This window comes from Streptomyces iranensis (assembly GCF_017874715.1).
Lineage (GTDB): Bacteria > Actinomycetota > Actinomycetes > Streptomycetales > Streptomycetaceae > Streptomyces > Streptomyces iranensis.
In genome coordinates, this window is the sequence record NZ_JAGGLR010000038.1 from 66,215 (window position 1) to 80,954 (window position 14,740).

Here is a 14,740-nt window from a genome sequence, read left to right on the forward strand (position 1 = left end):
AAGTCCGTTGGAGGTACCCGAGAGCGTCAGACAACGTTGTCTGACGCTTTGTCGCCGGTAGGGTGCCACGACTGGTCCAGACCTGCCATGAGGCCGGACATCACAATTAGGGATCCCCCTAGCGCACGCGCGATGCGCCCGCCGTAAGTGCGGCCGGGAGCGCCGTACGTGCAGGGACGCCGGGAGCGCCGTACGTGCAGGGACGCACGGTGGAGGTCGCGGCGAAGGGCATCGGCGGGCGACCTGGCGCAGAGGCCGGGTGGACCCCCGGGAGACACTGTTCTCCACCCCTGATTCCACCTCTGGGTCCAGGTGCGGAAGGGCGCGTGGCAGCACGCTTGGGGGCATGACAACGACCGAGTGGATCACCGACATCGCCCTCATCCTCGTCGTCTTCCGGCAACTGCGGGAAGGCCGTCTGGACCTCAAATCCTTCCTCATCCCGCTGGGCATCGTGGCCTTCGTGGTCCGTACGTACCTGGACGGCGTTCCCACCGCGGGCAACGACCTGGTGCTGGTGGGGGCGCTGATGGGCGTGGGCGCCGTGCTCGGCGTCGCCGGCGGTGTGTACACCCGGGTCCGGGCGCTCGGCGGAGACATCCTGGTCAAGGCCGGTGCGGTCTCGGCGGCTCTCTGGGTGCTGGGCATGGGCGCGCGCATGGGATTCCAGCTGTGGGTCGAGCACGGCGGTGGCGCCGACGACGTGGCCCGGTTCAGCGTCGCCCACCACATCACGGGCGACCAGGCATGGGTGGCGGCGTTCGTCCTGATGGCTCTCACCGAGGTGGTCACGCGGCTGGCCACGATCTTCCTGCGCAGCGGGCTGGTGCCCCGCGAGCAGCCGGCCCCGGCGGCGAACCACCTCCTGGCCCGACCGTGAGCTATGGTCTGGCCGTGCCCACAGCCGAGCCCGCGTCCTCCCCCGCGTCGGTGCCACCCCACCGGGACGGACCGCGGTCGATGCCGGGACGGGACCCCCGTATGCACTGGGTGCTGACCCTGGGCGTCATCGGCGCCGGGATGCTGACGATCCGGCCGATGGGTTTCAGCGGGCGGGGGCTGGCGGTCGCCGTCCTCTTCGTGCTCAACGGCCTGGCGCTGCTGGCCCGAGGGCTGCCCGAGGCCAGGGTCACGGAGCGGGTCGCCATCGTCTGGCTGTCTCTCGGGATCGTCGCGTCGGCCGCGCTGATCGCCACCGGCCGCAGCGGATCGACCTACCTCTTCGCCTTCTTCCTCGCCGGACACATCGGATACCGGCTCCGGACCAGACCGGCTGTCGTCCTCGCGCTGTCCTGCAGCCTGCTGTGCGGCGCCGTCCTGTACTTCCGTCTCGGGCCCGGTCACCACCTGGTGCCCTGGGAAATCGGTCTGGTCACCGGCGTCCCGGTCCTGGTCGGGATCGCCAACCGCAGTCATCACCAGGCCGTGCGGGCGGCGCTCTCGGCGGCGGAGTCCGCCGAGAGCGCCGCCCGAGCGGAGGCCCAGGCAGCGGCGCTGACCGAGCGCAGCCGGATCGCCCGGGACGTGCACGACGTCCTGGCACATTCGCTGGCCGGGATCAACATGCAGCTGGAACTGGCCGACGCGCTGCTCGACACCGGTGATCTGGAGAGGGTGCGAGAGGCCAACGGCAAGGCCCACAGCCTGGTCAAGGAGAGCCTGAAGCAGGCGCAGTGGACCGTACACACCCTCCGCGAGGACTCCCTGCCGCTGCTGGAGAGCCTGACCGCGATGCTGGCGTCGTCCGGCCACCGCGACGCCCTCACCGTCACCGGGACCGTCCGGGAGGTACCGGCGCAGGTGACCCAGCACCTCCTGCGGATCGCCCAGGAGGCGCTGACCAACGCGGCCCGGTACGCGCCCGGCGGCGATGTCGGCGTGGAGCTGACGTTCGCCGCCTCGTCGACGACACTGAGGATCCGCAACCGTGCCGCCACCCGCCCGGTGGACGCGGGCGTCGGCAGCGGGATGGGACTGATCGGGATGCGTGAACGGGTGGCCCTGCTGGACGGAACCCTCACCGCGGGCCCGGTCACCGAGGGGCCCGACCAGGGCGGCTGGCAAGTGGAGGCAGTGATCCCGCAATGACCGAACCCTTCGGCGACAGCCGGACGTTGAGGGTGGTCGTCGCCGACGACCAGGCCGCCATCCGGGAGCCGCTCGCCGCGGTGCTGGGACTCTCCGCGGACATCGAGGTCGTCGCCGAGGCGGCAGACGGGAGCGACGTCCTGACCGCGGTCGCCGCCGGGCCGGTGGACGTGGTGCTGATGGATCTGAGAATGCCCGTACTCGACGGGATCCAGGCGACCCGCAGGCTGAGCGAGGAACACCCCGGGGTGGCCGTCGTCGTCCTCACCACTTTTGCCGACGACGACTCGATCCTGGCCGCGCTGAGCGCGGGCGCCCGCGGCTACCTGACGAAGAACGCGGGACGCAAGGACATCGTCCGGGCGATCCGGGCCGCCGCCGCGGGTCAGTCCGTACTCGACCGGGAGGTCCAGGACCGGCTGCTGGCCACCGTCCGCGCCAAGCCCACGGCTGCCGGAAGCACGCTCCCCTCGGACCTCACCCCCCGCGAACGCGAGGTACTGGCCGCGATCGGGCAGGGTCTGCCGAACCGGGCCATCGCCGAGAAGCTCTTCATCAGCGAGGCCACGGTCAAGACCCACATCAACAACCTGTTCGCCAAGGCCGACATCCGCGACCGGGCCGACGCCGTGCGCCGCGCCATCGCGGCCGGCCTCGCCTGACCCGCCACGACCGGCGAGGGAGCGGGCCGCCGTCCGTGCGGTGAAGCGGGCCGCTCACAACGAGCACCGTTGCCGTACTAGCGCGAGGCCGCCGGGGCCAGGGTCGCCTCGATGCCCGCCACGATGGCGCGCAGCCCCTCCTCGAAGCGTGCCTCGTAGTCCTGGAACAGGTCCGAACTCACCGCCGCCGCCAGCGGATACCCCTCGGCGGCCATGCGCTCCTCGCGCTCGGTGACGTCGTAGCCGGGGGTCCGCTCCCCCGGCCGGGGCTCGACCGACTGCTCCTCGATCACGAAGCCGAGCGTGAAGCTGTGCGCGATGAACGAGGCGCGGGCGGCGGCGCTCGGGGTGAAACCCGCCGTGACGAAGGTGCGCAGGTGGTCCTCCTGCGGCCCGGCGTGGTCGGTGCCGGTGAACCGGCTGCCGCTGAAGACCTTCGCGCCGTCGCGGTAGCCGAGCAGCGCTTGGCGCAGGGCGCGGTGGACGTGGACGAGCCGCTCCTGCCAGGTGACGTCGCCGAGGTCGCCGTACGCCTCGAACATGCGCCGGTACATGGCGGTGCTCATCGCGTCGAGCAGCGCCTGCTTGTTCTTGAAGTGCCAGTACAGGGCGGGGGCCTGAACGTTCAGCTCCTTGGCGATGCGGCGCAGGGTCAGCCCTTCGAGACCCACGTCGTTCAGCAGCCGCAGGGCGGTGTCCACTACGAGGGTTTGGTCGAGTCGCGTCGTCGCCATCCGGTCATTCTCCCCGCTCATGAGGGATCCCTTGACAATTTAACGCCGTTAAGGGCACGCTCTCGAATGTGGAACTTAACAGCGTTAAGGAGGCTTCGGGCGAGCCCGTGGCCGTACTGGACGTACTGGATGAACTGGCTGTACTGGACGAACTGGACGTACTGATAGTCGGAGCCGGTCCGTCCGGTCTCACCCTCGCCATCGACCTGGCCCGGCGCGGGGTGCGGGCCCGGGTCGTCGAGCGCGGCGAGGCGCTGTTCCCGGGCTCGCGCGGCAAGGGGCTCCAGCCCCGCACCCAGGAGGTCTTCGACGACCTCGGGGTCAGCGACGCCGTACGGGAGGCGGGCGGCCCGTACCCGCCGATGCTGGGATGGCGGGACGGGCAGCCGCTCGGGGCGTTCCAGATGATCGAGCAGACCGATCCGGCGCCGGACCGGCCGTACCACGAGATCTGGATGCTGCCGCAGTGGCGGACGGCGGAGATCCTGCGCGCACGCCTCCGAGAGCTGGGCGGCGGCGTCGAGTTCGGCACCGCGCTCACCGGCCTGGAGCAGGACGCGGACGGCGTCACCGCGCACCTCGGCTACGCCGACGGCTCGACCATCGCCGCGCGCGCCACGTACCTCGTGGCGGCCGACGGCGGCCGCAGCGCCGTCCGGAAGGCGCTCGGCATCGGCATGACGGGCGAGACGGTCGACCCGGCGCCGACGCTGATCGCGGACGCGGTGATCGACGGCGCGGAGCGCGGCCTGGGCCGCGATCACTGGCATGTGTGGCAGCGGGCGAAGGGCGGCGCCATCGCGCTGTGCCCGCTCGCCGGGACCGACCAGTTCCAGGTCGCCGCGCAGTACGACGACCCGGACGCCGTCCCCGACACCTCCCCCGAGGCGGTGCGGCGGCTGATCGCGGACCGCACCCACCTCGCCGCCTCCGAGGTGCGCGAGGTGCGGTGGGCCTCGGTATTCACCCCGCGCGCGGCGATGGCGGAACGCTTCCGCGCGGGCCGGGTGTTCCTGATCGGCGACGCCGCGCACATCCACTCCCCGGCGGGCGGCCAGGGCCTCAACACCAGCGTCCAGGACGCGTACAACCTCGGCTGGAAGCTGGGGCAGGTGCTGCGACACGGCGCGGACCCGTCCCTGCTCGACAGCTACGAGGCCGAGCGGCTGCCGATCGCGGCGGGGGTGCTGGGCATCAGCACCCGCATCCACCGCGCCCACCGCTCGGGCGACACGGAGGGTCGGCGCCGCACCAGCGAGGTCCACCAGCTGGGCCTCTCCTACCGGGACGGCCCGCTGGCGGTGGACGAACGAAACGGCCGAGGCGGCCGAGGCGGCGGGAGCGACGAGCGGGACGAGAGGGCCCACCGGACCGACCAGGACCACCGAAACGACCGGGCCGACCGAAACGACCGGGCCGACCAAGGCCACCGGGCGGACCGAGACCACCCGGGCTCACTCGGAGCCGGTGACCGCGCCCCGGACGCGCCGTGCACCCTGCCCGACGGAACGCCCGTCCGGCTCTTCGACGTCCTGCGCGGCCCGCACTTCACCCTGCTGATCCTCGGCGACGCGGAACAGCCCGCGCCGGACGCCGACTTCGGGGGCCTCGCCCCGACGCTAGGGGCAGCCGGATGCGTGCGCACGATCCGGGCGGGCGGCCCGGCCCCCGACCTCCTGGACCCGGACGGCCACCTCACCACCACGTACGGCCCCGCCCCGGCCCTCTTCCTCATCCGCCCGGACGGCTACGTCTGCTGGGTGGCGGATGGCGCCCGGGTACGCCCCCTACTCACACGTTGAGCAAGCCCAGGGTCGGTCCCGACCGGCCCCGCACGCACCTCGGCGCCGCAGGTGGATCTTTCCCCTCCCCGCCCCTTCCCGATACCAGGGGCTCCGCCCCTGGACCCCGGAAGTCGACGAGCCGACTGTCGCCCGCGATCAACTCACCGGCCAGGACACCGACCGCACCACCTGCGACGCGGTGGTCGAGCCGCTGACCGGTGAGCAGGGGGCCAGGGCGTCCGCGGGATGGACGCTGCTGGCGGCGGGCGGCAGGGGCGCGACCACCTGCGCCAGCGGGCTGATCGCGGTCGGCACGCCAGTGCAGCGGCAGACCGGGCGGACACCCGCGCACGTCCGGGTCGCCCGGACGGGTTCCGGGGCGGAGCCCCGGTTTCGCTCCGCCCCTGCCCCCGGGGAGGCAGGAGCCGACCGTCGCCGCGGTCACTCACCGACCGATGCGCCGACCGCGCCACCCGCAATGCAGCCGGGGCCTGGGGCGAAGCCCCAGTTGCGGGAACCCGCCGCAAGCGCCACGAGCCGCCAAACACCACCCGGCCTACGCGAAGCCCAGCAGAACCTTAAACAACCGGCCACAGCCAACAGCGCCAAAGCAAACGCTTCCACCGCCTCCCCCACCGGCGGCACCCCGCTGATGTCGCCCCTGAACCCCGGGGCCTGGGGCGAAGCCCCAGTTGTGGGAAGGGGCGGGTAGGGGAACAGCCCGCCGCAGGCGTCACGGGCCGCCGGACACCACCCGGGCTAGCCGAAGTCCAGCAGGACCTTGCACGACTGGCTGCGGTCGGCGGCCAAGGCGAATGCCTCCGCCGCCTCCCCCACCGGCCGGACCCCGCTGATCAGCTCGTCGAACGACGGCTCAGCCGCCAGCAGCCGCAGGGCGTCGTCGAATTCGGTGTGGAAGCGCAATGCGCCCCGCAGGTCGATCTCCCGCGCGACCAGCACGTTCCCGGCGAACGGGCTCTGCCCCGGGGGCAGCATGCCGAGTTGGACGACGACCCCGCCGCGCCGCACCCTCCGCAGGCAGGTGTCGAGTCCGGCGGCCACGCCGGATGCCTCGATGGCGACGTCGACCTCGTCCGAGGGCCAGTTGGGGTCGTCCGGGTCGTCGGCCCGTACGCACGCGGTCGCTCCGGCCGCCGCCGCGAACTCCAGGGCACGGGGCAGCAGATCGGTCGCCGTGATGGTCGCCGCGCCCGCCGCGCGGGCCGCCGCGATGGTCAGGCAGCCGATCGGGCCGGCGCCGGTGACCAGCACATGACGGCCCTTCACCGCGCCCGCCCGCCGCACCGCGTGCAGCGCGACGGACAGCGGTTCGGCGAGCGCGGCCCGGCGCGGGTCCAGCCCGTCGGGCAGGGCACGCAGCTGGGCCGCCGGGACGGTGACGCGGGAGGCGAAGCCGCCCTGGACGTGGGGGAAGCGCGCGGCGCTGCCCAGGTAGCGGGTGTCGCGGCAGACGTTGGCGCGGCCGTCGGCGCACTCGGGGCACACCTCGCACGGCGTGGCCGGGTGCACGGCGACCGGCGTGCCGACCGCGGGCCCGGTCGCGCCCTCGCCGTACGCCACCACCGTGCCCACGACCTCGTGCCCCAGCACCATCGGCTCCTGGAGCCGGAAGTCGCCCACCCCGCCGTGCCGGTGGTAGTGGAGATCCGATCCGCAGATCCCGCCGTAGCGGATCGCCACGAGCGCCTGCCCGGGTGCCGGTTCCGGCTCCGGGAGTTCCTCGACCCGCAGATCACCCTGCCCGTGGATCACACAGCCCAGCACCATCCGCCCAGCCTCCTCAAGCTCACCTGGTGTCCCAGCGTTCACAGCACACTTGTCATGCCGCCGTCTACGTACAGCACCTGTCCGCTCACGAAGTCCGCCGCCGGGGACGCGAGATACAGCAGCGCCCCGATCAGGTCCTCGGTGCGGCCCCAGCGCCCGGCCGGGGTCCGGCCGCGCACCCAGGCGCTGAACTCCTCGTCCTCGACCAGCGGCCGGGTCAGCTCGGTCTCGATGTAGCCGGGGCCGAGCCCGTTGACCTGGATTCCGTACCGGCCCCAGTCCGCGCACATGCCCTTGGTGAGCATCTTCAGTGCGCCCTTGGTCGCCGCGTAGGGCGCGATGCCGGGGCGGACCACCTCGCTCTGGAGGGAGCAGATGTTGACGATCTTGCCGTGGCCGCGGGCGGTCATCCGGCGGGCGGCCTCCCGGCCGACCAGGAAGGCGCTGGTGAGGTTGGTGTCCAGGATCTGCCGCCAGGCGTCGTCGGTGAACTCCAGCAGCGGCGCCCGGTTCTGCATCCCGGCGTTGTTGACCAGGATGTCGAGCGGGCCCACCCGCTCCTCGACATCGGCGATACCGGCGGCGACGGCCGGGCCGTCGGTGACGTCGAACGCGGCGGTGTGGACCTCCGCGGCCCCCGCACCGCTCGCGGCCCCCGGCCCGACGCCGCCGAGTTCGGCGGCGGCCTTCTCCAGGGCCTGCGGATCGCGCCCGTTGAGTACCACCGTGCAGCCGGCCTCCACCAGACCGCGCGCGAAGGCGTGGCCGATGCCCCGGCTGGAGCCGGTCACCAGCGCCGTGCGGCCCGCGATGTCGAAGAGCGGATGTGTCGTCATGGCGTACGTACCTCTCCGGTGCTCAAGTCACCAGTTCCTAGATCACCAGGGACAGCAGCAGGACGAAGACGAGCCCGACGACGGAGATGATCGTCTCCATCACCGACCAGGTCCGCACCGTCTGCCCGACGCTCATCCCGAAGTACTCCTTGACCAGCCAGAATCCCGCGTCGTTGACATGGCTGAAGAAGAGCGACCCGGCTCCGATGGACAGCACCAGCAGCGCCACATGCGTGCTGGACATATCGGCGGCGAGCGGTGTCATCAGCCCGGCGGCCGAGATCGTGGCCACCGTCGCCGAACCGGTGGCGAGCCGGATGGCGACCGCGATCAGCCAGGCGAGGAGCAGCGCGGAGACGTTCCAGTCCTGCGAGATGTCCATGATCATCTTGCCGACGCCGATGTCGATCAGCGTCTGCTTGAAGCCGCCGCCCGCGGCGACGATCAGCAGCATCCCGGCGATCGGGGCGAGCGAGTGCTCGACGGTGGAGGAGATCCGGTCGCGGGTGAAGCCCGCCGGCCGGCCGAGGGTGAACATGCCCACGATCACCGCCGCCAGCAGCGCGATCAGGGGGTTGCCGATGACGTCGGCGACCCGCTGCACCCCGTCCTCCGGGTCGTCCACGACGATGTCGACCAGTGCCTTGATCAGCATCAGCACGACCGGCAGCAGCACGGTGAACACGGTGACGCCGAACCCGGGGCGCCGCTCCAGCTCCTCCGACGGACGCGTGGGCATCAGCCGGTCGGGCGGGGTGACGTCGACCCAGCGGTCGGCGACGCGCGAGAAGACCGGGCCCGCGATGATCGCGGTGGGGATGGCGATGAGGACGCCGAGCGCCAGGGTGATCCCCAGGTCGGCGTGGACCGCGTCGATCGCGGCGAGCGGGCCGGGGTGCGGCGGCACCAGGCCGTGCATCACGGAGAGGCCCGCGAGTGCCGGGATGCCGATCCGCATCAGGGAGAAGTTGCCGCGCTTGGCGACCAGCAGCACCACCGGGATCATCAGCACCATGCCGACCTCGAAGAAGAGCGGCAGCCCGATGATCCCCGCGATGAGCACCATCGCCCAGGGCATCGTCCGGTTGTTCGCCCTGGCGAGGATCGTGTCGACGATCTGGTCGGCGCCGCCGGAGTCGGCGAGCAGCTTGCCGAGGATCGCGCCGAGGGCGATCAGCACGCCGACGCCCGCGACGGTCGACCCGAGACCGGCCGAGAAGCTGGTGATGACCTTGTCGAGCGGGGCTCCCGCGACGGCGCCGAGCGCCAGTGAGCCGATGGTCAGCGACAGAAACGCGTGCAGCTTGGTCTGGGTGATGAGCAGGACGAGAACGGCTATGCCGACGAGGACGGCTATGCCGAGCTGCGCGTGACCGGCCGACGTGATCGGGTCGACGGTGTCCGCTGCCAGCATCTCGGCGCTGAGTCTGGTCACGGCGGGTTTCCTAACGTGCGTTACTGATGTTCGAGCCGCCGCAGTTCGGCGGCGGCCCGCTCGGTGATGACCTCGGGTTCGGGGGAGACGTCCACGGCGACGCCGTACTCGTCCGGCTGGAGCGGTTCGAGCGTGGCGAGCTGTGAATCGAGCAGGTCCCCGGAGAAGAAGTGGCCCTTGCGCTCCTTCATCCGCTCGGCGATCACCTCGCGGTCGCCGGTCAGATGGAGGAAGACGATGCCGGGGGCGGCGGACCGCAGCCGGTCGCGGTACATCCGCTTGAGCGCGGAGCAGCTCACCACTCCCCCGCCATCGGCGTGGGTCCGGGCCCAGGCACCGATGGCGTCCAGCCAGGGGCGTCGGTCGTCGTCGTCCAGCGGGGTCCCGGCCGACATCTTGGCGATGTTGGCCGGCGGGTGGAAGTCGTCCGCCTCGGCGTACGGGACACCGAGCTCCTCCGCCAGCAGAGGGCCGATCGTGGTCTTGCCCGTTCCGGACACTCCCATGACCACGACTACCTGGGGGGCGTGCATTGTGTGAAACCTCGCTGTCTTCTTCGACCTCGGCGCCGCCGGACACTCAACCCCACAGATACGACGTATTCAAGAGTCCGTGACTTAAAAGTCATACTTATTTGATGGACGGGTGTCCGCGTAGGCTGAGCGCATGGACGAACAGGGGCCCGAGGGCCGTGGTCAGAGGCCCAGGGCCCGAGGGCTGCACGACCGCGTCCTGGAATCCCTCGGCCCCGCGATCACGGCGGGCGACTACCCGCCCGGCACGGTGCTGCGCACGGACGAACTGGAGCGGCGCTACGACGTCTCCCGCACGGTCGTCCGGGAGGCGGTGCGGGTCCTGGAGTCCATGCACCTGGTGGAGTCCCGCCGCCGGGTCGGGGTGACCGTGCGCCCCACCGAGGAGTGGGACGTCTTCGATCCCCAGGTCATCCGCTGGCGCCTGGCCGGCCCCGACCGCCCCCGCCAGCTCCGCTCCCTCACCGCCCTGCGCTCGGCCATCGAGCCCGCCGCCGCCGGGCTGGCCGCCGAGCACGCCACGCCGGAGCAGTGCGCCGAACTCACCGGGCACGCGCTCAACATGGTGGCCACCTCGCGCGGCCAGCAGCTCCCCGCGTACCTGGTCCACGATGTGGCCTTCCACCGCGTGGTCCTGCGCGCCTCGGGCAATGAGATGTTCGCGCGCCTCGGCGACGTCGTCGCCGAGGTCCTCACCGGCCGCACCCAGCACCGCGTCATGTTCAGCGACCCCGACCCGGAGGCGGTCACCCTCCACGTCCGGGTGGCCGAAGCGGTCCGCGCGGGCGACGCCGAGGCGGCGGAGCGCTATACGAAGGAGATCACCCTGGGCGCGCTGCGGGAGCTGGACATCCTGGCGCCGTAAGGACGGCGGGGTCCGCACCCGGAGCACCTCCGCGCGAACTCGTGCCACACGTAGTACCCGATGTCCGCTACGTCTCACCCGTGGGCTGTTATGCCGGATGCGCGGCTGGTGTCTCAAGGCCGAGTCCATAACGCGAGGGAGACATCATGAACGGGAACGTCGAGGTGGTCGTGATCGGCGGCGGGTACGGGGGCGTGACGGCGGCCAACAGCCTGGCTCGGCGCGATGGCGTGTCCGTGACCCTGGTCAATCCGCGTCCCCACTTCGTCTCGCGGATCCGCCTGCACCAGCTCGTGACCGGCTCCGATGACGCGGTCGAGGACTTCGGTGAGGTTCTGGGCGGGAAGGTCCGGCTGGTGGTCGACACCGCGACCCGGATCGACGCTGCCGAGCGCCGGGTGTCGCTGGCGGGCGGTGGCACGGTCTCATACGACCACCTCGTCTACGCGGTGGGCAGCGGCGCCGCCGATCCCGGCGTACCCGGAGCGGCGGAGTTCGCTCATTGGGTGTCGGACCTCGAGGGGGCGGAACGACTGCGGTCGGCGCTGGCCGCGACGCCCGCGTCGGCTCCGGTGACCGTGGTCGGGGCCGGCCCGACCGGCCTGGAGACCGCCGCCGAACTGGCGGAGGCGGGCCGCGAGGTCACCCTGGTCTGCGGCGAGGTGCTCGGCCCCTCCCTGCATGCCCGGGTCCGCCGCCCGGTCGCCCGTCGGCTGGCCAAGCTGGGGGTGACCGTTTTCGAAGGTTCCGGTGCGCAGGTGACGGAAGTGACATGCGACGGCGTAAGGCTCGACGGCGGCCGGGAGCTGCCCAGCGCGGTAACGATCTGGACGGCGGGATTCCGTGTCCCGGACCTGGCCGCCCGCAGCGGGCTGCGCACCGACACCGAAGGCCGCCTGGTCACCGACGCCACGCTGACCAGTGTGGACGACATGCGCATCGTCGCCGCTGGGGACGCGGCGGTGATGACGGACCGGCCGTTCCGGATGAGCTGCCAGGCCGCCGTGCAGCTGGGCCCGGCGGCCGCCGCCACGGTCCTGCGCCGGATCGCGGGGAAGACACCCGCTCCCGTCCGGATGTTCTTCGCCGGGCAGTGCCTCAGCCTCGGCCGAAACGAGGGCGTCACCCAGTTCTCCTACCCGAACGACAAGGTGAACGCGGGCCGCATCAGCGGGCGGACCGGTGCCGGCGTCAAGGAGATCGCCTGCCGGTTCACCCTCAACAAGCTGGTGTCCGGGGCACGCAAGGCCAGTTCCCGCGCATCCCACGGCGACCGCACCGACCGCACCGACCGCCTGGAAACGCCCCGGCCGGAACACCGCACGACGCCGTCCGACAGCCGAGGCGCAGCCTAGGGACCAAGTCCCCTTCTTGAGCCGAGTACATTTCCACGGCCTGCTTCCGGCACATGGGGCCGACCGCGAGAGAGTGAAGCGCACGACATGGACGACCACGTCTCCGACCCCGCGACCGAGGTCTTCGTCGCCCACCGCGACCTGCTGTTCACCGTCGCCTACGAGATGCTCGGATCGGCGGCGGACGCCGAGGACGTCCTCCAGGAGGCCTGGCTGCGGTGGGTCAGGGTGGACCTGGCGCAGGTGCGGGACCAGCGCGCCTACCTGGTACGGATCACGACCCGGCAAGCGCTCAACCGGCTGCGCACCCTCAAACGGCGCAAGGAGGCCTACGTCGGCCCGTGGCTGCCCGAGCCCCTGCTCACCGCGCCGGACGTGGCCGAGGACGTCGAACTGTCCGAGAACCTTTCGCTGGCACTCATGTTCATCCTCGAAACCCTCTCACCGACCGAACGCGCCGTCTTCGTGCTGCGCGAGGTCTTCGACATCGGCTACGACGACATCGCGGCCGCGATCGACAAGAGCCCCGCCGCCGCACGCCAGATCTCCTACCGCGCCCGTCGGCATGTCGAGGCCCGCCGGCCGCGCACACCGGCTTCCCCGGAAGAAACCCGGGCAGCGTTGCATTCGTTCCGGCGCGCGCTCGCGACCGGCGACCTGCGGGGCCTGCTCGACGTACTCGCCCCGGACGTTGTCTTCGTCAGCGACGGCGGCGGCCTCAGGCTGGCGGCCCTCCAGCCGGTCGTCGGCGCCGACAAGGTGCTCCGTTACATGGCCGGCAGTATCGACAAGGCCGGCGGCATCCTCACCGGTGAGCTCACGGCGGTCAACGGCAACCCCGGACTCGTCCTGCGCCTGGACGGCGTGGTCGACGGCGTGCTGGCCTTCCGCGTGGAGAACGCCCGCGTCACCGGCCTCTACTACGTCCGCAACCCCGAAAAGCTCACCCGCGTCGAGTCCGAGACCCCCCTCACCTCCCGCTGACGGCCCCCCACTGCGCCGGGGCCGCGCGGGTGAGCGCCGGCGGTGGCGGCCGGTGCGCCCGGGTCAGATCTGGTTCTCACCTCCGTCGACGTAGAAGTTGGCGCCGAGGATGAAGCCGCTCTGCTCGGAGGCGAGGAACGCCACCAGCCCGGCGACCTCCTCGGGGCGTCCCATCCGGCCGATCGCGGTGGTCGTGGTGAGGTGCGCCCTGGCGTCGGCCGCCTTCTCCTCGCCGAAGAGGTCCGTGATTCCCGGAGTGTCGATCGGGCCCGGCGAGATCGCGTTGACCCGGATGCCGCGGCCCTTGAGCTCGTTGGCCCAGGTCCGAGCGAAGGACCGGATCGCGGCCTTGGACGCCGCGTACGCGCCGAACGCCTCCGTGCCGTTGTCGGCGGCGGTGGAGGCGTTCAGGATCACCGAGGCGCCGTCGTTGAGCAGCGGCAGTGACTTCTGCACGGTGAACACCGTGCCCCGCACATTGACGGCGAGGGTCCGGTCGAGGTGCTCCTCGGTGACCTCCTCCAGTGTGGCGAAGGCGGCGGTCGCCGCGTTCGCGAAGACCACGTCCAGGCCCCGGCCCCGGGCGCGGACCGCGTCGTAGAGCCGGTCCAGGTCGGCCAGGTCGGTGACGTCACCCGCCACCGCGGTGGCCCCCGCCGGGCCGATGGCCTCGACGGCCGCGTCCAGCTCGGCCTTCCGCCTGCCGCTGGTGAACACGTGCGCGCCCTCGGCCGCCAGCCGTACGGCGGTGGCCAGGCCGATCCCGGTGCCGCCGCCGGTGATGACGGCGGTCTTGCCCTCAAGCTGTCCCATGCCAATGACCTCCCAAAACTTCGGTACCGTTCGGTACTGAAGGCGAGCGTAGCGCACTTCTGAACCGATCGGTACTGAAGAGGTATGCTCGACGGCATGAAGACGCGGCAGCAGGCACCGATCGGCCGACCGAGGGGGTTCGACGCCGACGAGGCCCTCGAGCGCGCCATGCGGGTCTTCTGGGAGCAGGGCTACGAAGGCGCCAGCCTCACCGACCTGACCAGCGCCATGGGCATCACCCGCACCAGCATGTACGCGGCCTTCGGCAACAAGGAGGACCTGTTCCGCAAGGCCCTGGAGCGCTACTCCGAAGGCCCCGCCGCGTACGCGGACCGGGCCATGCGGGAACCGACCGCCCGGCAGGTGGCCACCGCGTTCCTCCACGGCTCCGTCCGGGCCAACACCCGCCCCGGCTGCCCCGCCGGATGCCTCGGCGTCCAGGGCTCCCTCGCCGCCGGCGACCCCGGACGCAGCGCCCGCGACGCCCTCATCGCCTGGCGCAACGAGGGCACGGCCCGCCTCCGCGACCGGTTCCGGCGGGCCGTGGACGAAGGCGACCTGCCACCGGACACCGACCCCGGAGTGCTCGCCCGCTACCTCATGACCGTGGCGAACGGCATGGCCGTCCAGGCGGCCAGCGGCGCCACGCAGGACGAGCTGCGGCAGGTGGCCGACGTGGCGCTGCGCAACTGGCCGCCCGCGCAGGGGGTGTCCAACGGATCGTGAAGTCCGCGGACCCTGCGGCGGGCTGATCCCCCCTCCAGGACACCCCTAGGCCGTGTTTTAGAACTCGCTGACCTGCCTGGTTGGCCGTCCGGGGAAGTCGCGGGCGGCCATCCAGATCGTGAGGTCGCGGGCGATGT

At 71.9% G+C, this 14,740-nt stretch carries 15 protein-coding genes; 8 read left to right on the plus strand and 7 right to left on the minus strand.

The genetic code is table 11. The annotated features are described in order from the left end of the window. The first annotated feature begins 346 nt into the window (after positions 1–346). The 3 genes from J2Z30_RS45950 to J2Z30_RS45960 all read left to right on the plus strand — a co-directional run bounded on the left by J2Z30_RS45950 (position 347) and on the right by J2Z30_RS45960 (position 2,750). Positions 347–880, plus strand: a complete 534-nt coding sequence (locus J2Z30_RS45950) for a hypothetical protein (RefSeq protein WP_044573995.1) — start codon at positions 347–349, stop codon at positions 878–880. Positions 881–981: 101 nt separating this feature from the next. Then, the gene (locus J2Z30_RS45955; protein WP_044573992.1) at positions 982–2,088 is read left to right on the plus strand and encodes a sensor histidine kinase; all 1,107 of its coding nucleotides are present in this window, start codon (positions 982–984) and stop codon (positions 2,086–2,088) included. Further along, a complete protein-coding gene (locus J2Z30_RS45960) occupies positions 2,085–2,750 on the plus strand; it encodes a response regulator transcription factor (RefSeq protein ID WP_044573989.1) in 666 nt (221 codons plus the stop codon). The genes J2Z30_RS45955 and J2Z30_RS45960 overlap by 4 nt, the downstream gene beginning before the upstream one ends. Positions 2,751–2,827: 77 nt before the next feature. On the opposite strand, the gene J2Z30_RS45965 is transcribed toward J2Z30_RS45960, so the two are convergent. Beyond that, the gene (locus J2Z30_RS45965; RefSeq protein WP_372453412.1) at positions 2,828–3,505 is read right to left on the minus strand and encodes a TetR/AcrR family transcriptional regulator C-terminal domain-containing protein; all 678 of its coding nucleotides are present in this window, start codon (positions 3,503–3,505) and stop codon (positions 2,828–2,830) included. Between the two features lie 86 nt (positions 3,506–3,591). Here J2Z30_RS45965 and J2Z30_RS45970 point away from each other — a divergent pair, with 86 nt between their 5' ends. Beyond that, positions 3,592–5,286 (plus strand): FAD-dependent monooxygenase, encoded by a 1,695-nt coding sequence (locus J2Z30_RS45970; RefSeq protein ID WP_308280271.1) that lies wholly within the window; start codon positions 3,592–3,594, stop codon positions 5,284–5,286. Positions 5,287–5,424: 138 nt separating this feature from the next. Here J2Z30_RS45970 and J2Z30_RS45975 read toward each other — a convergent pair whose 3' ends face one another. From J2Z30_RS45975 to J2Z30_RS45995, 5 genes are all read right to left on the minus strand, one after another. Next, the gene (locus tag J2Z30_RS45975; protein WP_209469127.1) at positions 5,425–5,583 is read right to left on the minus strand and encodes a hypothetical protein; all 159 of its coding nucleotides are present in this window, start codon (positions 5,581–5,583) and stop codon (positions 5,425–5,427) included. A 444-nt stretch (positions 5,584–6,027) separates the two neighbouring features. Beyond that, positions 6,028–7,056, minus strand: coding sequence for an L-idonate 5-dehydrogenase (locus J2Z30_RS45980; protein WP_209469128.1), 1,029 nt, complete (start codon positions 7,054–7,056; stop codon positions 6,028–6,030). 38 nt (positions 7,057–7,094) lie between these two features. Then, the gene (locus J2Z30_RS45985; RefSeq protein WP_044573984.1) at positions 7,095–7,892 is read right to left on the minus strand and encodes an SDR family oxidoreductase; all 798 of its coding nucleotides are present in this window, start codon (positions 7,890–7,892) and stop codon (positions 7,095–7,097) included. Between the two features lie 37 nt (positions 7,893–7,929). Then, positions 7,930–9,327, minus strand: a complete 1,398-nt coding sequence (locus J2Z30_RS45990; protein WP_044573981.1) for a GntT/GntP/DsdX family permease — start codon at positions 9,325–9,327, stop codon at positions 7,930–7,932. 20 nt (positions 9,328–9,347) lie between these two features. After that, positions 9,348–9,860 carry a gluconokinase gene (locus tag J2Z30_RS45995; protein WP_044573978.1) on the minus strand — a complete coding sequence of 171 codons (513 nt, stop codon included), beginning with the start codon at positions 9,858–9,860 and terminating at the stop codon, positions 9,348–9,350. Between the two features lie 133 nt (positions 9,861–9,993). Here J2Z30_RS45995 and J2Z30_RS46000 point away from each other — a divergent pair, with 133 nt between their 5' ends. From J2Z30_RS46000 to J2Z30_RS46010, 3 genes are all read left to right on the plus strand, one after another. Continuing rightward, positions 9,994–10,725 (plus strand): FadR/GntR family transcriptional regulator, encoded by a 732-nt coding sequence (locus J2Z30_RS46000; RefSeq protein WP_044573975.1) that lies wholly within the window; start codon positions 9,994–9,996, stop codon positions 10,723–10,725. A gap of 146 nt (positions 10,726–10,871) precedes the next feature. Beyond that, positions 10,872–12,080, plus strand: coding sequence for an NAD(P)/FAD-dependent oxidoreductase (locus tag J2Z30_RS46005; protein ID WP_044573971.1), 1,209 nt, complete (start codon positions 10,872–10,874; stop codon positions 12,078–12,080). Positions 12,081–12,167: 87 nt separating this feature from the next. Continuing rightward, positions 12,168–13,064, plus strand: coding sequence for an RNA polymerase sigma-70 factor (locus J2Z30_RS46010; protein WP_044573968.1), 897 nt, complete (start codon positions 12,168–12,170; stop codon positions 13,062–13,064). A 63-nt stretch (positions 13,065–13,127) separates the two neighbouring features. Here the strand turns inward: J2Z30_RS46010 and J2Z30_RS46015 are convergent, their stop codons facing one another. Continuing rightward, a complete protein-coding gene (locus J2Z30_RS46015; RefSeq protein WP_044573965.1) occupies positions 13,128–13,877 on the minus strand; it encodes an SDR family NAD(P)-dependent oxidoreductase in 750 nt (249 codons plus the stop codon). 96 nt (positions 13,878–13,973) lie between these two features. Here J2Z30_RS46015 and J2Z30_RS46020 point away from each other — a divergent pair, with 96 nt between their 5' ends. Next, positions 13,974–14,603: a TetR/AcrR family transcriptional regulator gene (locus J2Z30_RS46020; protein WP_044581823.1), complete on the plus strand. Its 630-nt coding sequence runs from the start codon at positions 13,974–13,976 to the stop codon at positions 14,601–14,603. Positions 14,604–14,740 lie beyond the last annotated feature (137 nt).